The sequence below is a fragment of the Paraburkholderia sp. MM5482-R2 genome (genome assembly GCF_050436125.1).
Classification (GTDB): Bacteria; Pseudomonadota; Gammaproteobacteria; order Burkholderiales; family Burkholderiaceae; genus Paraburkholderia; species Paraburkholderia tuberum.
On sequence record NZ_JBNDLP010000003.1, the window covers coordinates 1992344 to 2012239 of the forward strand.

The 19896-nt window shown below is 64.2% G+C and carries 16 protein-coding genes and 1 pseudogene; 8 read left to right on the forward strand and 9 right to left on the reverse strand.

Annotated features, from left to right (window positions below; translation table 11 throughout):
• Nucleotides 1-20 precede the first annotated feature (20 nt).
• Nucleotides 21-2606, forward strand: coding sequence for an adenosylcobalamin-dependent ribonucleoside-diphosphate reductase (locus OKW37_RS31220; RefSeq protein ID WP_429403212.1), 2586 nt, complete (start codon nt 21-23; stop codon nt 2604-2606).
• A gap of 57 nt (nt 2607-2663) precedes the next feature.
• Here the strand turns inward: OKW37_RS31220 and OKW37_RS31225 are convergent, their stop codons facing one another.
• The 5 genes and pseudogenes from OKW37_RS31225 to OKW37_RS31245 form a co-directional block, all read right to left on the reverse strand.
• Nucleotides 2664-3617, reverse strand: a complete 954-nt coding sequence (locus OKW37_RS31225) for a dimethyl sulfoxide reductase anchor subunit family protein (protein ID WP_184067176.1) — start codon at nt 3615-3617, stop codon at nt 2664-2666.
• Between the two features lie 19 nt (nt 3618-3636).
• Nucleotides 3637-4407: a 4Fe-4S dicluster domain-containing protein gene (locus OKW37_RS31230; RefSeq protein ID WP_429403213.1), complete on the reverse strand. Its 771-nt coding sequence runs from the start codon at nt 4405-4407 to the stop codon at nt 3637-3639.
• 21 nt (nt 4408-4428) lie between these two features.
• A complete protein-coding gene (locus OKW37_RS31235; RefSeq protein WP_429403214.1) occupies nt 4429-7380 on the reverse strand; it encodes a molybdopterin-dependent oxidoreductase in 2952 nt (983 codons plus the stop codon).
• Between the two features lie 220 nt (nt 7381-7600).
• Nucleotides 7601-7984 (reverse strand): annotated as a pseudogene (locus OKW37_RS31240) (Ldh family oxidoreductase); the annotation flags it as partial.
• On the reverse strand, nt 7980-8321 hold the full coding sequence (locus tag OKW37_RS31245) for a UxaA family hydrolase (RefSeq protein WP_187610244.1): 342 nt from the start codon (nt 8319-8321) through the stop codon (nt 7980-7982). The gene OKW37_RS31245 and the pseudogene OKW37_RS31240, both read right to left, overlap by 5 nt.
• Nucleotides 8322-8590: 269 nt before the next feature.
• Here OKW37_RS31245 and OKW37_RS31250 point away from each other — a divergent pair, with 269 nt between their 5' ends.
• Both OKW37_RS31250 and OKW37_RS31255 read left to right on the forward strand, forming a co-directional pair.
• Nucleotides 8591-9349, forward strand: a complete 759-nt coding sequence (locus OKW37_RS31250; RefSeq protein ID WP_429403215.1) for a GntR family transcriptional regulator — start codon at nt 8591-8593, stop codon at nt 9347-9349.
• A gap of 123 nt (nt 9350-9472) precedes the next feature.
• On the forward strand, nt 9473-10951 hold the full coding sequence (locus OKW37_RS31255; protein ID WP_429403216.1) for a diguanylate cyclase domain-containing protein: 1479 nt from the start codon (nt 9473-9475) through the stop codon (nt 10949-10951).
• A 45-nt stretch (nt 10952-10996) separates the two neighbouring features.
• On the opposite strand, the gene OKW37_RS31260 is transcribed toward OKW37_RS31255, so the two are convergent.
• The 3 genes from OKW37_RS31260 to OKW37_RS31270 all read right to left on the reverse strand — a co-directional run bounded on the left by OKW37_RS31260 (nt 10997) and on the right by OKW37_RS31270 (nt 13472).
• Nucleotides 10997-11299 carry a putative quinol monooxygenase gene (locus tag OKW37_RS31260; protein WP_429403217.1) on the reverse strand — a complete coding sequence of 101 codons (303 nt, stop codon included), beginning with the start codon at nt 11297-11299 and terminating at the stop codon, nt 10997-10999.
• 104 nt (nt 11300-11403) lie between these two features.
• Nucleotides 11404-12804, reverse strand: coding sequence for a heavy metal sensor histidine kinase (locus tag OKW37_RS31265; RefSeq protein WP_429403218.1), 1401 nt, complete (start codon nt 12802-12804; stop codon nt 11404-11406).
• Nucleotides 12801-13472 carry a heavy metal response regulator transcription factor gene (locus OKW37_RS31270; protein ID WP_429403219.1) on the reverse strand — a complete coding sequence of 224 codons (672 nt, stop codon included), beginning with the start codon at nt 13470-13472 and terminating at the stop codon, nt 12801-12803. Before OKW37_RS31270 ends, OKW37_RS31265 begins: the two co-directional genes overlap by 4 nt.
• Nucleotides 13473-13704: 232 nt before the next feature.
• On the opposite strand from OKW37_RS31270, the gene OKW37_RS31275 reads away from it, so the two are divergent.
• The 3 genes from OKW37_RS31275 to OKW37_RS31285 are packed head-to-tail and all read left to right on the forward strand — an operon-like array spanning nt 13705 to nt 15843.
• Nucleotides 13705-14346 (forward strand): hypothetical protein, encoded by a 642-nt coding sequence (locus OKW37_RS31275; RefSeq protein WP_429403220.1) that lies wholly within the window; start codon nt 13705-13707, stop codon nt 14344-14346.
• 43 nt (nt 14347-14389) lie between these two features.
• Nucleotides 14390-15040 (forward strand): cytochrome b/b6 domain-containing protein, encoded by a 651-nt coding sequence (locus OKW37_RS31280; protein WP_429403221.1) that lies wholly within the window; start codon nt 14390-14392, stop codon nt 15038-15040.
• A complete protein-coding gene (locus tag OKW37_RS31285) occupies nt 15037-15843 on the forward strand; it encodes a molybdopterin-dependent oxidoreductase (RefSeq protein ID WP_429403222.1) in 807 nt (268 codons plus the stop codon). Before OKW37_RS31280 ends, OKW37_RS31285 begins: the two co-directional genes overlap by 4 nt.
• Here the strand turns inward: OKW37_RS31285 and OKW37_RS31290 are convergent.
• Nucleotides 15840-16808 (reverse strand): AraC family transcriptional regulator, encoded by a 969-nt coding sequence (locus tag OKW37_RS31290; protein WP_429403223.1) that lies wholly within the window; start codon nt 16806-16808, stop codon nt 15840-15842. The genes OKW37_RS31285 and OKW37_RS31290 overlap by 4 nt on opposite strands.
• A 337-nt stretch (nt 16809-17145) precedes the next feature.
• On the opposite strand from OKW37_RS31290, the gene OKW37_RS31295 reads away from it, so the two are divergent.
• Together OKW37_RS31295 and OKW37_RS31300 are read left to right on the forward strand one after the other, a co-directional pair.
• Nucleotides 17146-18198 (forward strand): NAD(P)-dependent alcohol dehydrogenase, encoded by a 1053-nt coding sequence (locus tag OKW37_RS31295; RefSeq protein ID WP_184067146.1) that lies wholly within the window; start codon nt 17146-17148, stop codon nt 18196-18198.
• Between the two features lie 740 nt (nt 18199-18938).
• Nucleotides 18939-19895, forward strand: coding sequence for a LysR family transcriptional regulator (locus OKW37_RS31300; protein WP_429403224.1), 957 nt, complete (start codon nt 18939-18941; stop codon nt 19893-19895).
• Nucleotide 19896: the final 1 nt, after the last annotated feature.

Genomic DNA, 19896 nt, shown 5'->3' on the forward strand with positions numbered 1-19896 from the left:
ACGCCGTTTGAGGGCCGATCATGGCAGAAGACACGCCGCAAACCCGCGCGGCCAACGCCGCTTCCACGCCTCCCGCCTCCTCCGCTCCTCCCGCTTTGCTAATCCCGCCGCAGCAGTTCTCTCTCGACGTGCTGCTCGAAAAGTATGCGAAAGGCGACGAGCAATCGGCCGACGATGTATATCGCCGCGTCGCGCGCGGCGTCGCCGAGGCCGAGCAGCCCGAGATGCGCGCGTCGGTCGAGGAACAGTTCGTCGACAACATGCGCCACGGCGCGCTCGGCGCGGGCCGCATCATGAGCGCGGCGGGCAGCGGTATCGCCGCGACGCTGATCAACTGCTTCGTGCAGCCGGTTGGCGATTCGATCCAGGGCGTCGATGAACAGGGCTTGCCCGGCATCTACGTGGCGCTGCTGGAGGCGGCCGAAACGATGCGGCGCGGCGGCGGCGTCGGCTACAACTTCTCCGCGATCCGGCCGAAGGGCGCGCGCGTTCACACCACGAGTTCGGCCGCCTCGGGTCCGTGCAGCTACATGGACGTGTTCGACGCGTCGTGCCGTACCGTCGAAAGCGCGGGCTCGCGGCGCGGCGCGCAGATGGCGGTGCTCGACTGCGACCACCCCGACCTGCTCGAATTCATCGAGGCCAAGCATTCGAAGGGACGCTGGAACAACTTCAACGTGTCGGTCAGCGTCACCGACGAGTTCATGCGCGCGGTCGAAAACGACGAGCCGTGGCAACTGGTCCATCGCGCCGAGCCGTCGCCGGCGCTGCGCGCGGCCGGCGACGTGCGGCAGCGCGAAGACGGCCTGTGGGTCTACAGCGAACACCCGGCGCGCGCGATCTGGGACCGCATCATGCGCTCGACGTACGACGTCGCCGAGCCCGGCATCGTGTTCATCTCGCGGATGAACGAGGACAACAATCTGCGCGCCGTCGAAACGATCCGAGCCACCAATCCGTGCGGCGAGCAGCCGCTGCCCGCGTACGGCTGCTGCAATCTGGGGCCGCTCAATCTGACGCGCTTCGTCGTCGATCCGTTTGCGCAGTTGCAGGGCCGCCAGCCGTCGTTCGACTGGGACGGCCTCGCGCGGCGCACCCGCACGCAGGTGCGTTTTCTCGACGACGTGCTCGACGTCACGCTGTGGCCGCTGCCGCAGCAATACGACGAATCGCGCGCGAAGCGGCGCATCGGCGTCGGCTTCACCGGCCTCGGCGATACGCTCGTAATGTTGGGCCTGCGCTACAACTCGCAGGAAGGCCGCGATTTCGCGGTGCGCATCGCGCGGCTGATGCGTGACGAGGCGTATCGCGCATCGGTCGAACTCGCGAAGGAGCGCGGCGCGTTCGAGCTGTTCGACGCCGCGCGCTATCTGGAAGCCGGCACGTTCGCGTCGCGCCTGCCCGATGACATTCAGCAGGCGATTCGCCGCGACGGCATTCGCAACAGCCACCTGCTGTCGATCGCGCCGACCGGCACCGTGAGCCTCGCGTTCGCCGACAACGCGTCGAACGGCATCGAGCCGGCGTTCTCGTGGACTTATACGCGCGTGAAAGTGATGGCCGACGGCGGCCGCGAATCGTTCGACGTCGAGGACTACGCGTACCGGCTCTATCGCGAACTCGGCGGCGACGTGAGCCGGCTACCCGACTACTTCGTCAGCGCGCTGCAGATGTCGGCGCGCGACCATCTCGACATGATGGCGGCGGTCCAGCCATACGTCGACACGTCGATCTCGAAGACCGTCAACGTGCCAGCCGACTATCCGTTCGACGCGTTCGAAAGCCTCTACTTCGATGCATGGAAAAGCGGGCTGAAGGGCCTTGCCACCTATCGCCCCAACGACACGCTCGGCGCGGTGCTGAGCGTGACGCCCGCGCAGGCCGACGACACGCTCGCCGAGATGGACCAGGACCCGCTGCGTATCGCGATCGATCATCGGCCCAGAGGCGAGTTGCCGGCGATCATCGAGAAGGTCGAGTATCTGACCCAGGCGGGCAAGAAGTCGCTGTACGTCGCGGCGTCCTTCATCGAGGTGACGGGGCGGCTCGGCGGCGAGGACGTGACGATCGAGCGGCCGATCGAGTTCTTCATTCCGACCGGTCAGCGCGACGAGTCGCAGCAGTGGATCACCGCGACGATGCGTTCGCTGTCGCTGGCCGCGCGCGGCGGCTTCGTCGCGCGCAATCTGCAGGATATGCGCAAGGTGTCATGGGATCGCGGACAGGTGCGGCTTGGCGACGTGCAGCGTCTCGACGGTCATCGCGCGCCGCGCTGGCACGATTCCGAAGTGGCGGCGCTCGCGTTCGCGATCCAGCAAATCCTGTATCGACGCGGCTTTCTCGACGCCGAGGGCAATCAGGTCGCGTCGCGGATGCTCGCGCGTTTGCCGCGCGGGCACATGAAAACCGACATGGCGCTGTCCGCCGATTTCGGCATCCGTCCGAATCCAGCGGATAGCGCCGACACCTTGCTGCAGCCGAACGGCACGCAAGGACTGCACACGATGCTCGGACGCAAATGCGCTTCGTGCGGCGCGAATGCGGTGATTCGCAAGGACGGCTGCGATTTTTGCACCGCGTGTGGGGAGGTGGGGGCGTGCGGGTAGTGTGAGGCGAGGAGCGCGCTGGCACCCAGGCCGAACGCGCTCGTTGAAGGCTATGCCTCACCCCACCCTCGCGTAGTAAAGATTCTGCGGATGCTTCGCCTCCGCGAAGAAAAACCAGCGCTCCGCCACGAGCCCCGCATACTGCACGAGACAAGCCGCGGCCAGCAAGCCGAACGACCCGCCAGGCGAACGCAGCCCCGCGCCCAGCACGATCAACACGACCGGCACGACGAACGCACCCACGAGAAAGCCCCATTTGACGCCACGCAACGTCCGCGCCGATTTGCCGTGAAAGAACTCCCGCAAATTGAACGCACCGGCGGTGAAGCCTCGTGACACCTGCACGAGCTTCGGATTGCGGATGCCCGTCGCGCTCTGCACCGTCGATTTCGGCCGCAAGCGCGCATTGCGCATGAGCGACGCGTAGCGGCTCGCGCAACCGGCGAGCGTCAGCAGGCACGCGCAGACCGCCAGTCCCGCCGTCAGCGCGGGCGCGAACCATGCGCTCAGTGCGGTCGCGAGCGTCAAGCCCGATGCGCAGCCGAGCAGCACGAAGTTCACCAGCGTCAGCGGCGTCGCCCACTCCTGCAGAAAGCGCAGGCACGCATAGATCATCGCGGAGCAGACGAACAGCGCGGCGCTCGCGAGCACACCGAGCCAGCCGAGCGCGAGCGACCACGGCGAGCCGAGCCAGTGCGCGACGCCATACAGGAACGCGCACGCCAGAAACGCCGGCAGGCACAGGCATTCGCGCGACAGCCACGAGGTGCGCCACATCGCGATCGCGCGCCACGCGCGTTCCGGATGGCCTAGATGGAAGAACGACGCGATCAGACCAAGACCGCCCAGCAGCACCGCGAGCGCCGCGCCGCTCACGTAGAACGCGGTGGCGGCGGGTTGCGCAACGACGCCCAGGCACGCCGCACTCTCGACGCCGACGAGCGCGATCAACAGCCCCTGCGCCGCGCCGCTCAGCGTGGTCAGGAAGACTACGGAAAAAGCCGGATTCATCGTATGGCCTCGTTGTCGTTCAAATGCGCTTCGCGATCGACGCGAGATGCACTTCGCCATGCGCGAGCTGCCCCTCGAGCTGCGAGTCGGGCGAGCCCGACGTGTGCGTGGCATCGCCGGTGGTCGTTCCTGACGATTTGCACGAGCACCCGTCGCCGCCGCAACTCGCGGACGTGATCGGCACGCGCGGCAAATAGTGATTCGCGGGACGCGTGCCCCACTCCGGCATCAACTGATAGCCGCCGCGCTCGCGGATCGCTTGCGACACCACCGACTCCGGATCGTGGATATCGCCGAACAGCCGCGCGGATGTCGGACATGCGAGCACGCAGGCCGGCTTGCGATCGCGCTCGGACAGATGCTCGTCATGAATGCGATCGACGCACAGCGTGCACTTGGTCATCTCCTTGCGCGCTTCGTCGAGTTCGCGCGCGCCGTACGGGCACGCCCAGGCGCAATACTTGCAGCCGATGCAGCGATCGAAATCGACCAGCACGAGACCGTCTTCCTTGCGCTTGTAGCTCGCGCCCGTGGGACACACCGGCACGCACGGCGGGTCCTCGCAATGCAGGCACGACTTCGGGAAATGGATCATCTCCGTGTCGGGGAAACTGCCCGCTTCGAAACTCTGCACGCGGTTGAAGAACGTGCCTGACGGGTCCGCGTCGTAAGGATTGAAATCGGCGAGGCTGCCCGATTCGCCTGACGTGTTCCATTCCTTGCAGCTCGTCACGCACGCCTGGCATCCCACGCATACATTCAGATCGATCACCAGCGCCATCTGGGTCATTGCAAGCTCCTTGCCGTGGCTTTAGCGGTCGTCGCCGTTAGTTTCGGCGCGGCGCAACGTCCCGCGCAGGCGAGCCGCGAACTCTCCGCGTCCCGCGAAATAGGTCTGGACGATGCGCGACACCACACTCTTCTGTGCAACCGCGCCGGGCAATTCGGGCATCGCCTCGAACTGCGGCAGCGTGTGCCGCGCGTCGGCTTCGGCCGGATAGATGCGCACGCGCACGTCGTACCAGGCGGCCTGGCCCGTCACCGGATCGGAGTTCGACATGCGCGCGGGTGCCTCGTCGCAGCCCGGCAGTTCGTCGGTGATCAGGTGATTGAGCAGGAAGCCGCGCTGCGATTCGTTCGCGTCCGGACCGAGATTCCATGCGCCCGCCGCTTTGCCGATCGCGTTCCACGTCCATACGGTGCCCGGTTCGACGGTCTCGCTGTAGCGCGCCATACAGCGCACGCGGCCCCATTGCGATTCGACGTAGATCCAGCTGCCGTCGGCGATGCCGTTCGCGCTCGCCGTTTTCGGATTCACATAAAGGTAGTTTTCCCCATGAATCTGCCGCAGCCACGCGTTCTGCGAATCCCACGAGTGATACATCGCCATCGGCCGCTGGGTGACCGCGGCGAGCGGGAATCGCGCGAGATCCGTCGCCGCGCTTTCGAGCGGTGCGTACCAGAACGGCAGCGGATCGAAGTACCTGTCGACGCGCGCGCGCAGATGGTCGGGCGGCTGCCGGCCGCTCGTGCGTCCTTGCGCGGCGAGCCTGAACTTCTGCATCACGTCCGAGTAAAGCTGGATCAGAATCGGTTCGCTGAATTTGCGAAAACCGTTTTTGACCGCCCAGTCGAGATACGGTCCGTTGCAGTTGCGCATGTACTGCAAGGTCTCGGGCAAGCGGTAATGGAATACGCAGTTGTTCTTCGCGTACTGCTCCCATTGATTCGGATTCGGCTCGCCGACGAGCGCCTTGTCGCCATCCTTGCCGCGCCAGCCGATCAGAAAGCCGACCCCGGAACCGGGTGACGTCGTGTGATTGACGATGAAGTCCGGATAGTCGCGAAAGCGCCGGCCGCCATCCTCATTGGTGAACGCCGGAAACCTCAGGCGCGACGCCAGTTCGATCAGCACTTCCTGGAACGGCTTGCATTCGCCGGTCGGCGGCACGACCGGTACACGCACCGAATCGACGGGGCCGTCGAACTCGGAGATCGGCCGGTCGAGCATCGACATCGCGTCGTAACGTTCGAGGTAAGTCGTGTCCGGCAGGATCAGATCGGCGAACGCGGTCATCTCCGACTGGAACGCGTCGCACACGACGAGAAACGGAATCTTGTAGTCGCCGTTCGCGTGTTTGTCGGCGAGCATCTCGCGCACCTTCATCGTGTTCATCGACGAATTCCACGCCATGTTGGCCATGAAAATCATCAGCGTGTCGATGGGATACGGATCGCCGCGCCACGCGTTGGTGATCACGCTGTGCATGACGCCGTGCACCGCGAGCGGATATTCCCACGAGAACGCCCGGTCGATGCGCACCGGAGCGCCGTGTTCGTCGATGAACAGATCCTCGGGCGCGGCGGGCCAGCCTAGCGGGCCCGTCGCAAGCGGTGTATTGGGCTTCACCGCGGCGGGGTCGTTCGGTGGTTTCGCCGATGGCGGCACCGCGCGCGGAAACGGCGACTTGTGACGAAAGCCGCCGGGCCGGTCGATCGTGCCCAGGAGCGACATCAGCACGGCGAGCGCGCGGATCGACTGAAAGCCGTTCGAATGCGCGGCGAGCCCGCGCATCGCATGAAAAGCGACCGGGTTGCCCGTGACCGTCTCGTGCGTTTCGCCCCACGCGTCGGTCCAGCGGATCGGCAGCGTGATGCGGTGCCGACGGCCCGTCTCGATCATCTCTCCGGCGAGCCGCCGGATCGTCTCGGCCGCGATGCCGGTGATCGCCGCCGCCCATTCGGGCGTGCACTCGGCGACGCGCTCGCGCAGCAACGCAAACGACGGCGTTACCGGCTTGCCGTTGTCGAGCGTGTAACGGCCGTCGAGCGCGGGCCTCACGCCGCTCGCATGATGCGGCATCGCGCGCTGGGTGGCCGGGTCCCACCACAGATGATTCTGCGGAAACAGCGGATTGCCTTCGGCCCGTTCGGGATCGCGCACGAACAAACCGAAGTTTTCGCTCGCTTCGTCGAGATCGATCAGCTCCGCCGCGTTCGTGTAGCGCTGCACGAACTCGTGATCCCACGCGTCGGCGGCGATCAGTTCGTGCAGGAACGCCATGAACAGCGCGCCGTCGGTGCCAGGCTTGATCGGCACCCATTCGTCGGCGATCGCCGCATAGCCGGTGCGGATCGGATTGATCGCGATGAAGCGGCCACCCGCGCGCTTGAACTTCGCAATCGCGATCTTCAGCGGATTCGAATGATGATCTTCCGCGGTGCCGATCATGAAGAACAGCTTCGCGCTGTCGAGATCCGGTCCGCCGAATTCCCAGAACGAACCGCCGATCGTATAGATCATGCCGGCCGCCATGTTCGACGAGCAAAAGCCGCCGTGCGCCGCATAGTTAGGCGTACCGAACTGCTTGGCGAACAGGCCGGTCAGCGCCTGCATCTGGTCGCGGCCCGTGAACAGCGCGAACTTCTTCGGATCGCTCGAGCGAATCGCGGCGAGACGCTTTTCGAGCACGTCGAACGCGGTGTCCCACGAGACCGGCTCGAACTGCGCGCTGCCGCGCTGCGCGCCGGCCTTGCGCATCAAAGGCTGCGTAAGGCGCGCGGGCGAGTACTGCTTCATGATGCCGGAGGCACCCTTCGCGCAGATGACGCCCTGATTGAGCGGATGCTCCGGATTGCCGTCGATATAGCGCACCTCGCCGTCGCGCAGATGCACCCGGATGCCGCAGCGGCACGCGCACATGTAGCAGGTGGTGGTCTTGACATCGAGCCGTTCGTTCTGCGTGCGGGCGTGGTGCTCCATGGCCATCTCCGTCGTTGCTTCTGGTGGGCCGAAGCGCGCGTCATACGCGCTGCTCATACGATACCGACCATCGTATTCGCACCTGCCTCACAAGGGAAATCGCGATTTGCGAGCAAAACTATCTGGCGCACCGATAGTTTCGGTTTCGCTTTCAGCTATGCGCTTTTTTCGACGGCGTGTCCAGCCGGGTGAGATCGGTTGGGTGCGCTGGGACGCTCGTTTAAGCGCGGCCCTCCAGTTGCGCGATCAGCGCATCCGGAATTTCGACGCCCTCCTCGTATGCCGCCTGCGCAAGCTGCTCCCGGCGATAACCGGGCAGGCGCACGTCGTCATCCATCAGCATCATCTCGATCAGCGCCTCGACACGCGACAGATACGCGTCGTCGCCGGCCAGCGCGCCCGGGTCGATCACCCAGAACAGGTGGCCGATGCGCGAGCGCTCGCCCTCCTCGGTCAGGAACGAGCCCGCTTCGTAGCCGAAGTTCGCGCCGCTCAGCGCGGCGGCCAGCAGTTCGACCACGAGCGCGAGCATCGCGCCTTTCGCGCTGCCGAACGGCAGCATCATGCCATCGAGCGCGGTGCGCGCGGCGCTGCTCGGCCTACCAGCGCTTCGTCTTGATGTTGTGCACGTGGGCGTGCTCGCCGGCCTTGATCGGCGCGACCACCTTGCCGATGTCGACGCCGTACTTGAACACCGTGTCGCCAACGGCCATGTCCTTCAGCGCGATCTTGTGACCGATCGGAATGTCCTGCTTCGCCGGCACGGTGACGATTTCGTCGTCGTCCATGATCCATGCGTTGAGCAGCGTGCCCGCCTTGATGCCCTCGACCACCGCCACGCCGACCGTGTCTTTCGCCTCGTGCAGCACGATGTGGATCGTTCTGCGCGGCGCCGACGCGCCCGCTGCGGTGTCGTTGATGTCTGCCGTGGGATTGCTCATGAGCGTCTCCATTCGTAGTTTGAATGCGGTGAGGGTGCCGCCGGGGCAGCGCAGCCAGGTGCGCCGCGGTGAATCGATATTAGGCGGCGACTTACCCAATGTCAACTAGGTCATATATATGTGTTAGACGACTGGGCGAGAACCGGGCTGTTGTCGCGATTCACCGACAACATACGATTCATCCAGATGGATTAGATGATCTGGTCGTTTAGAATCAGGGCAGGTTCAACCCCGGCGAGCGGCACGACTCGCGTATCCCAGAGGTTTTCATGAGCACGCTCGCGATCAATGCGCCCGCAGTGGGAGGCACACGGTACAAGGAGGTCAAGAGCGCGATTCTCGCGGCGCTCGCGGCCGGCGAATGGAAAGGCGGCGAATGCATTCCTTCGGAAAAGCGCCTCGCCGAACGCTTCGGCGTGTCGATCGGCACGCTGCGCAAAGCCATCGACGAACTGTGCGCCGAGAACATTCTGATCCGTCATCAGGGGCTCGGCACGTTCGTGGCGATGCATCAGCGCGACCGGCACTTCTTCCGCTTCTTTCGCATCGTGCGGCGCGACGGCGACAAGGCCTACCCGGTCGTCACGCTGATCGGGTTCAGGAAGGCGCGTGCCTCGCGCGAGGCGGCCGCCGCGCTCGGCATCGACACCGGCGCGCGCGTTCTGCAGTTCGTCAACGGGCTCGCGCTGCACGGCAAGACCGTGCTGATCGAACATATCACCGTGCCCGAAGCGCTGTTTCCCGGCTTGACGGAAAGCAAGCTGCGCAACCGGCCGAACACACTGTACAACTTCTATCAGGACGGTTTCGGCATCAACGTGGTCGAGACCGATGAGCATGTGAGCGTTGCGCTCGCCAATGAGCTCGAAAGCACACAACTAGGCGTCGAAGTCGGCGCGCCGCTGCTCGAGATCCGGCGCATCGCGTACTCGTATCGCCGCAGCGCGGTCGAACTGCGCATTTCGCGGCTCAATACCGAGGAATACGAGTACATCGGCACGCGCGCGGCGCGCGACGATCAGAAATAGCGGACCTCGGTCGCCGCCTGCGCTTCATATCACATCTGCGCAAAAACGACAGGCCAATCGTCTTTCATTTTCGGCCGGCGCCAACCTGTCTAAAATAGCCGCACTTCCGCCCCCGAGAACCTCATGCTGGATACCCTCACGAGCGGCTCCGCGCCCATCAACGACGACTCCGGGATGTTCGAACTCGCGCCCGTGTCGCTGTGGCTCGAAGATTTCAGCGGCGTGCGCGCATTGTTCGACGCGTGGCGAGCCGCCGGCGTGACCGATCTGCGCGCCCATTTCGCCGAAGACCCGCGCCGCGTCGCCGAATGCGCTCATCGCATCCACGTGATCAAGGTCAATCGCCAGACGCTCACGCAATTCGAGGCCGCCGATTTCGACACGCTGACGAGCAATCTCGCCTCGGTGTTCCGCGACGACATGCTGAAAACGCACCTCGAAGAGCTGTGCCAGCTGTGGGCCGGACAGTCGAACTTCACGAGCCACACGGTCAACTACACGCTCGGTGGACGGCGCCTCGACGTACTGCTGAAAGGCGCGGTGCTGCCCGGTCACGAGGAACGCTGGGACCGCGTGCTGGTGTCGACCGAAGACATCACCGAGCTCGAAGGCGCGCGGCGCCGCGTCGCGCAAGCGGAGGAATACGCGCGCGGGCTCTTCGAGCATTCGCCGGTATCGCTGTGGGTCGAGGATTTCAGCGCCATCAAACGCCTGCTCGACGGCGCGCGCGCGGCCGGCATCAACGATTTCCGCGTGTTTACCGACGTCCATCCTGAGTTCGTCGAACGCTGCATGGCTGAAATCCATGTGCTCGACGTCAACCATCACACGCTCGGGATGTTCGGCGCGAAGGACAAGAAAACGCTGCTCGCGCGCCTCGCCGACGTGTTCCGCGACGACATGCGTCCGCATTTCCGCGAGCAGTTGATCGAACTGTGGGACAACAAGCTGTTCCAGCAGCGCGAGGTGCTCAACTATTCACTCGACGGCAACGAGGTGCACGTACACCTGCAATTCTCGGTGCTGCCAGGCCACGAACAGGACTGGGACCTCGTACTCGTCGCGCTGACCGACATCACCGCGCGCAAGAAGGCCGAGGCCTACCTCGAATTCCTCGGCAAGCACGACGTGCTGACCAAGCTGCGCAACCGCTCGTTCTACGTCGACGAGCTGAACCGGCTCGAACGCAAGGGACCGTGGCCCGTGACGATCATCATGGCCGACCTGAACGGCCTGAAGCGCGTGAACGATCAGCTCGGTCACGCGGCCGGCGACGCGCTGCTGCGGCGTGCCGGCGAAGTGCTCGCGAAGGCGATGGAATCACCGTTCCACGCGGCCCGCATCGGCGGCGACGAGTTCGCGGTCCTGATGCCCGATACCGATGAGCGCGGCGGCGCGGCGATGATCGACGCGATCCGCCAGCTCGTCGAGATGAACAACCAGTTCTATCCGGGCTCGCCGCTGAGCTTCTCGATGGGCGCGGCAACCTGCCAGCGCGGCGATCGGCTGGAAGCGGGCGTGCAGCGCGCCGACCTGCTGATGTACGAGGAAAAGCGCGCGCACTACGGGGCGCAGCCGGGGGCGGACGCGGCGGCGAAGTAACGCTCGCCGGCGTCAGGCGTTCTCACGCCAACGCAACGCTCGACTTCAGCCCGGCAGCTTGGCCGCGAGCACATCCAGCTTGACGATGCTCGGTGGCGCCGCGAACAGCTCGCCCGCCTTCTCCATCAACGCGGCCGCGACCTTGCCGTTCAGATGCGCGTCGCGGCCGGCTTCGTCTTCGAACGCGTCGAAAATGGCGTACGTCGACGGACCGAGCTTCAGACCGAACCACGCGGCGGTGGCCGGCTCCTGCTCGACGAGCGGCAGGCCGCCGAGCAAAAACGCCTCGACTTCCTTTTCCTTGCCGGGCTTGGCTTCCAGACGGACATACAAAGCGAGCTTGACCATGATGCGACTCCTGGTGAGTTCGGCAGCGAACGGTCCTTTCAAAGCGCTTTGAAAAGTATAGGCGGCGTCGGCTGAGGCTGCGCCGGACCTACCCCGCTAGCAAGTCACGCACCCGGAAAGCGCAGCTCGAAGCGCACGACGCCCGGTCGCGGACACACCACACGCGCGCCGCCGCCATGCAGATGCATGATCGCCTTCACGATCGCGAGCCCGAGTCCGTTCGATTCGGTGAGCGCGCTGCGCGCCGCGTCGCCGCGATAGAAGCGGTCGAACAGCCGGTCGAGTTGCACGGCGGGAATCGGCTCGCCCTCGTTTTCGACCGTCACCAGCGCGCCTGCTTCGTCCTGCGCGCCGCGCAGGCGCACGATCGTGTCGCCCGCGCCGTAACGCACCGCGTTGACGACCAGATTGTTGATGGCGCGCCGGCACAGCATCGGATTCGCAGACGCGACGCCCGCCGCGTCGACTTCGAAACGCATCCCGCGTTCGTCGGCCAGGCCTTCGAAATAGTCGGCGATCCTGATGAGCTCGCCATGCAGATCGACCGGCTGCCGCTCGATCGACAACGCCGCATGATCCGCATGCGCGAGAAACAGGATGTTCTCCGCGATATGGCTCAGGCGATTCAACTCCTCGAGATTCGATTCGAGCAGTTGCTGATATTCGTCGGCTTCGCGCGGCTGGGCGAGCGCCACCTGGGTTTGGCCGACCAGCGCGCCGACCGGCGTGCGAATCTCGTGCGCGAGATCGGCGGAAAACTGCTGCAGGCGTTGATAGCCGTCGGCGAGACGATCGAGCATCGCGTTGAACGCGTGTGTGAGTTGACGCAGTTCCACCGGCGCCGCTTCGTCGTCGAGCCGGACCGCCAGGTTCGTCGGACTGATTTGCGCGGCCCGCGTGGCGATCTCGCGAACCGGTCGCAGCGCGCGGCGCAGCACGCCGTAAGCGAGCAGCGTCGCGGCCAGCATGCCGCTCAGCGTCGCCAGCACGATGCGGTTGCGGTATTCGTCCAGCATGCGCATTTCGTTCGTCATCGGATGGCCTGCGATCACCTCGACTTCGGCGCCATCCTCGCGCGCTGTCGCGGTCGCAATCGCCCAATGCACCGGCACGCCGTCGGAGAGGCGCGTCTGACGCATGTCGGCGGCACCCGGCGGATTGCCCACCGGGCCGACCGGTAGATCAGGCACCGCGAGCCTGCCCGGATTCACGTCGACGAACGGCGCTTCGCCCGGCCGCCGGAAGATCAGCACGTCCTCTTCCGCGCCGAGCATCGTCTCGAACAGCAGCGGGCGCTTTTTTAATTCGCTGACCGAATAAAGGTCGTGCACGATGCGGCTGAAATGCTCGACACGGCCGCTCAGCACGACGTCGGCGCGGCGTTGCAGCGAGACTTCGGCGGAATGATAGAAATACGCGCCGAGCGAGCCGATCACCGCGCAGGCGATCAGCGCGAACAGCAACGTGGTGCGCGCGATCAGCGAGCGTTCGGTCCAGCGTTTCATGCACCGTCGCCGAACGTGTAGCCGATGCTGCGCACCGTGTGAATCAGCTTCCGCTCGAACGGGTGATCGACCTTCGCGCGCAAGCGCTTGATCGCCACGTCGACCACGTTGGTGTCGCTATCGAAGTTCATGTCCCACACCTCAGATGCGATCTGCGAGCGTGACAGCGCTTCGCCCTCGCGCCGCACCAGCAGATGCAGCAGCATGAACTCCTTGTTGGTCAGCGCAATGTCGACGCCCTCGCGCGTGACCCGGCGGCGCAATACGTCGAGCTTGAGGTCGGCGACTTCGAACACGTCGCTCTCGCGGATCACGCCACGGCGCAACAGCGTGCGAACGCGCAGCACCAGCTCGGTAAACGAAAACGGTTTGACCAGATAGTCATCGGCGCCGAGTTCGAGACCGCGAATGCGGTCGCTGACCTGATCGCGCGCGGTCAGGAAAATCACCCGCAGATCGCGCCGCGCACGCAACGCCCGCATGATTTCCCAACCGTCGATGCCGGGCAGCATCACGTCGAGAACGACCAGTTCGTATTCATGCTCGAGCGCCAGATGCAGGCCGTCCGTGCCGGTGCGCGCGAGGTCGACCGCGTAGCCATGCTCGCGCAGGCCCTTCTTCAGATAGTCGCCGGTTTTCGGATCGTCTTCGATGACCAGAATGCTCATGATGCTCGCTGCTCCTCTCGCGCGATGCGACCGTAAAGGCCGCGCTCGCACGCGCAAAAAAGCCTGATGACAGCGCTCGAGAACAACCGCAGCGCTCCCGGCGGCCATTCTACGTGGCCGCCATCGACCCTTGATGACGTTTTTGTCATCCTCCCGTCACTCTGACGAGCCGATGCGACGGCTAGTCTGAACGCACCGTCCACCACGCTGCATCCCTTCCTGGAGTTGCCTCATGAAGACCCGAATCAAGATCGCCCGCGCACGAACGCTGCGCGCCCTCGCCGTCCCCGCACTCGCCGCCGCGCTGCTCGCGACGACGTTCGCGGCTTCGGCCCAGACCGCCGCGCCGACCGGCGTGCGCGGCACGGTGACGTCGCTGTCGGGCGATCTGCTCAAAGTCCACACGCGCAATGGTCAGGACGTCGACGTGAAGCTCGCCGCCGACACGCCGATTCGCGGCGTCACGCTCGCCAACGTGAGCGACATCAAGCCGGACAGCTACGTCGGCACCGCCGCGATTCCGCAGCCCGACGGCACGTTGAAGGCGCTCGAAGTGCATGTATTCCCGCCGAGCATGCGCGGTTCGGGCGAAGGTCATCGGCCGTGGGATCTCGGCGCGAACAGCACGATGACGAACGGCACGGTCGGCTCGCTCTTGGTCAGCAACGGCCGCACGATTACCGTCAAGTACAAGGATGGCGAAAAGAAGATCGTGATTCCGCAGGACGTACCCATCGTCAGTCTGGAGCCGGGCAGCCGCGCGTTGCTCACGCCCGGCACGAAGGTCGTGCTGTTCGCGCACAAGGAGGCGGACGGCGCGATGGCGGCAAATTTCATTTCGGCCGGCGAGCATGGCGTGACGCCGCCGATGTAAAGCGGCCCGTCGATCGTCTTCATCCCTCTCGTCTTTGAAGCCAATGCCCGACTCGCAAGCGTTTCTGGTCGTTCATCCCCTCGTCGTTCGCGTGACGCACTGGATCAATGCGTTCGCGATGGTCTGCATGGTGATGAGCGGCTGGGCGATTTATAACGCGTCGCCGATCTTTCCGTTCCGGTTCCCCGTGTGGGCGACGGTCGGCGGATGGCTCGGCGGCTCGATCGCATGGCACTTCGCGGCGATGTGGCTGCTGTGCGCGAACGGCCTGCTGTATCTCGCGCATGGCGTCGCGAGCGGCCATTTGCGTCGCAAGCTGCTGCCGGTGCGTGCCCGCGAGCTGGCGCGCGACGCGGCGCTGGCGTTGCACCTAAGACTGCCGCACGAAACCGGCAAGTACAACGCCGTGCAGCGCGCGTTGTATCTGCTGGTACTGCTGCTCGGCTTGCTGCTGGTCGCATCGGGACTGTCGATCTGGAAGCCGGTGCAATTGTCGTGGATAACCGCGCTGTTCGGCGGCTTCGATTTTGCGCGCCGCGTGCATTTCGTCGCGATGGCCGGCGTGGTCGGCTTTGTCGTCGTGCATCTGCTGCTGGTGCTGCTGGTGCCGCGCACGTTGCCGCCGATGTTCACCGGACGCGCCCGGCGCAGCGCGCAGCGCATCGATCAAGCCTCCCAGAGGACTCGCGCATGAGCGCCCCGCAACGAACCGACACGGCGAACGATACCCACGCCCAAACAGAAGACGCGCGCCGCTCACGCATCGTGCTTGCCGAGCACCGGCCGCGGATCGAGCAGTTGCAACGCCGCTTGTTTCTGCGCTCCTCGCTATCGATCGGCGCGCTCGCGATGCTGTCCGGCTGCAACCTGCAGGACAACGATTCCGTCGACAAGGTGCTATGGGCGATGTCGCGCTGGAACGACCGCGTGCAGGCGTGGCTGTTCAATCGCAACAAACTCGCGCCGACCTATTCGGCGCGCGATATCACCGATCCGTTTCCGTTCAACGCGTTCTATCCCGAGTTCGACGCGCCCGATATCGACGGCTCGACCTATCGGCTCGAAGTATCGGGGCTCGTCGCGGATAAACGCGGCTGGAGTCTCGAGCAGCTGCGCAGGTTGCCGCAGGTCTCGCAGATCACGCGTCACGTGTGCATCGAAGGATGGAGCGCGATCGGACAATGGAGCGGCGTGCCGTTTCGCACGTTTCTCGAACTGATCGGTGCCGATCTGAGCGCACGCTACGTCGGTTTCAAATGCGCGGACCGCTATTACTCGAGCCTCGACATGGCGACCGCGCTGCATCCGCAAACGCAATTGACGCTCGATTTCCGCAACGCGCCGCTGCCGGCCAGATACGGCTATCCGCTGAAGCTGCGCGTGCCGACCAAGCTCGGCTTCAAGAACCCGAAGCACATCGCCGCGATCTTCGTGACCAACACGAACCCGGGCGGCTACTGGGAAGATCAGGGCTACAACTGGTTCAGCGGGCTTTAGACCGCGGTCACATAACGCGGCACCGGCTTGCGCGCGCGCGGCGGCGGCGCATCGTGAGCGACGCGCATGCGCTTGACCTCGTCGACGGGACTCAGGCCGAACAGCCGCTTGAACTCGCGGCTGAACTGCGACGCGCTTTCGTAACCGACCCGCACGGCGGCCGCGCCCGCATTCAAGCCATCCTGCACCATCAACAGACGCGCGTGATGCAGACGCGTGGTCTTCACGTACTGCATCGGCGAGGTCGCGGTGACCGCCTTGAATTGCGCATGAAACACCGCGAGGCTCATGCCGGCCTCGGCCGCGAGCGTATCGACGTCGAGCGACGCGTGGTAGTCCGCATGAATGCGCCGCAGCGCCTTCGCGATGCGGCCAAAGTGATTCTGATGCGTGAGCGCCGCGCGAATCGCGCCGCCCTGCTCGCCGGTCAACACGCGATAACAGATTTCCCGGACGATGCCAGGCGCCAGGATTTGCGCGTCGAGCGGCGACGCGAGCGCCTCCAGCAGACGCTGCACCGCGCTGCTCAGTGCGGCATCGAGCGGCGTCGAATACATGCCGGCCGGTTCGTATTGCGCGAGGCCCTGGGTTTCGTTGAGCGCCATCAGCAGTTCGGCGACCATCGTCAGATCGACGCGCACCGACATGCCGAGAAACGGCTCCTGTTCGCTTGCCTCGGTCTCGCATTCGAACGGCAACGGCACCGACAGCACCAGGTACTGCTGTGCGTCGTACTGGAACACCTGATCGCCGAGATAGCCGCGCTTGCGCCCCTGACAGACGATCACGATGCTCGGCTCGTACATGACCGGCATGCGAGGCATCGGACGATTCGCGCGCAGCAGGCTGACGCCTTCGAGGCTCGAGCGCGTCATGCCGGCATTCGGCGCGAGCAGGTTGAACAGTTCGAGCAAGCGGCGTTGCGCGGGGTCTTCCGGAATGGAACCGACAGCTTGAGTGGACATGACGATATGGCGACGGCCAGGAGAATAATGCTTGAAATTTAGCATCAAACAGCCTGTCGCGCTGCCCCTCCAGAGTTTTAGGCAAACCTTCAAGACGATCAGGTATTCCCCGGGCGGCGCCGGGTCCCTAAGATGGGAACCCTGCCGGATCGCCTTTTTCGACGCGCGCAGCGTGCGCGGTCATCGACCGCCATGCGCCGACTGCTTGCCAATGGCGGCCCCCAACGCTCGCGCCCCGATCCCGGTTCATGCTGCGGCCCGCCGCATCCGCAACCCAGTGTTGCGCATCGTCGGCGCGTCGCATGTTGCGCCATCACCCTCTTTGCTGGAGCTATCCATGAGCACGACGTATGCCTATGCAGCGACCGACGCCACCGCGCCGCTCGCCCCATTTGAAATCCAGCGCCGCGCACCCCGCGCCCATGACGTGCAGATGGAAGTGCTGTACTGCGGCGTGTGCCATTCCGACCTGCATCAGGCGCGCAACGAATGGAAGAACACGATCTACCCGGTCGTGCCGGGCCACGAGATCGTAGGCCGTGTGACCGCGGTTGGTCCGAACGTGACGAAGTACAAGGTCGGTGAACTGGTCGCGGTCGGCTGTCTGGTCGATTCGTGCCGCACCTGTTCGAGCTGCGCGGAAGGTCTCGAGCAGTATTGCGAGAACGGTTGGGTGGGCACGTATAACGGTGTCGATCGCGTCGACGGACAGGTCACTTACGGTGGCTATTCGACGCAACTGGTCGTCGATGAGGCTTTCACGCTGCGCGTGCCGCGGAATCTCGACGCCGCGGGTGTCGCGCCGCTGCTGTGCGCGGGCATCACCACGTATTCGCCGCTACGCACGTGGGGCGTGGGCCCGGGCAAGAAGGTCGGGATTGTCGGCCTCGGTGGACTCGGCCATATGGGTGTGAAGCTGGCTCGGGCGATGGGCGCGCAGGTCGTGCTGTTTACGACTTCGCCGTCGAAGATCGAGGATGCGAAGCGGCTTGGCGCGCATGAAGTCGTGGTTTCGAAGAATCCGCAGGAGATGGAAGCGCATGTGAATAGCTTCGATTTCATTCTCAATACGGTGGCTGCGCAGCATGATCTGAATCCGTTTTTGAATCTGCTCAAGCGTGACGCGACGATGACGTTGGTGGGTGCTCCGGAGCACGATCATCCGTCGCCGCAGGTGTTCAATCTGATCTTCAAGCGGCGGCGCCTTGCTGGTTCGCTGATTGGCGGTATTGCCGAGACGCAGGAGATGCTCGATTTCTGTGGCGAGCATGGCATTACTTCTGATATTGAAATGATTCCGATGCAGAAGATTAATGAAGCTTATGAGCGCATGCTCAAGAGCGATGTGAAGTATCGGTTTGTGGTTGATATGGATTCGATGCGGAAGTAATAGCAACTTTTTTGGCCGCGCAGCGGGTGGTTTTTTTGCGCCTGCGGCGCGGGGTTCTGTTTTGTTGTTGTGTTTTTTTGCCTTCGCACTTTTTTCTGTGTTCTTAGGGCGTTGGCCTTTCCTTGATTTCTTGTCGGTCTATTGGCGTTGCCCCTGTGCGGGGCGGCACCTACTTTCTTTGCTGCTGCAAAGAAAGTAGGCAAAGAAGACAGCTTTAAACCGCTAACTCTTAAGCGGGTCCCTCTGTATACCGCGGGTAGTGGTGCATCTGGAATCTGTGTTTCCGCACACTCCGCGTTAGTGACAAGGCTGTCATTCTTCCGGCGGCGCTGCGCGCGCCGAAGCGCTGGTCTCAAACCATTGGTCGTTTCGGCGCGTCGCCGAGGCGCAGCCGATGATCCCACTAACATAAAAAACAGCCTGGTTTCCCTTGCATACGCGTCCGCGACGCACGTAGTGCGGAGTGGGATGGATGACGGCTTTGTCACTGCCGTGGAATGTGCGGGGGCACGGATTCCAGATGCACCACTGCCATTCGTGGAGCACGGTGCCCGCTTAAGAATTAGCGGTTTGAGCTGTCTTCTTTGCCTACTTTCTTTGCAGCAGCAAAGAAAGTAGGTGCCGCCCCGCACAGGGGCAACGCCAATAGACCGACAAGAAATCAAGGAAAGGCCAACGCCCTAAGAACAAAGACAGATCCGCCGCAGGCAAAAAAACAGAAAACCATTTGGAGCATCCCAGTGATCGACAGAATAACTGCAATGCGCACATTCATCCGAATTGTGGACACCAACAGCTTCACCCGCGCAGCGGAGTCATTAAACATTCCGCGTGCAACGGCGACGACGATCGTCCAGAACCTGGAAGCCCTGCTGGGCACAGCGCTGTTAGTCCGTACGACGCGCCGCCTGAGCATCACGCCGGAGGGCGCCGCCTACTACGAACGCTGCGCGCAAATCCTGGCCGACATCGACGAAATGGAAGCCAGCCTCCGTAATTCGACCGACAACCTCACCGGCCGCCTCCGCATCGAAATGCCCAGCGCGGTAGCGAGTGCAATCGTGCTGCCGTCGCTAGACGACTTCCACACCCGTTACCCGAACCTCGACCTCGCGATCGGCGTCAGCAACCGCACCGTCGATCTGGTCTCCGAAGCAATCGACTGCAGCATCCAGCTCGGTGAATTGCCCGATTCCAATCTCATCGCGCGGCAACTCGGCACGCTCGATCAGGTCACCTGCGCGAGTCCGGCCTACCTGGCCCGCCACGGCACGCCCGCCGATCTCGACGATCTGCGCGCGCACGTCGCGGTCAACTGCGTGTCGCCGCATAGCGGCCGCGAATGCGACTTCGATTTCGAAGTGGGCGGCGAAGCGCGCAAGGTCAAGCTCAACGGCTTCGTACAAGTCAGCGACGAACAGGCGTACCTGACCTGCGGACTGCAAGGCCTCGGCATGATCCAGCCCGCGCGCATCGCCGCACAGCCTTACCTCGATTCGGGCTTGCTGCATGAAGTGCTGCCGCAATGGAAACCCGTGCCGATGCCGGTCTCGGTCGCGTATGTGAAGAACCGCCGCGTGTCGCCGCGCGTGCGCGCGTTCGTCGATTGGCTCGCGGAGCGGTTCGAGAAAGCCGGGCACGTCGAGCAGGATCTGTCGCGCGTGCGTCAGTTGCTGCGCGGCCTGCATCCCGCGTGAA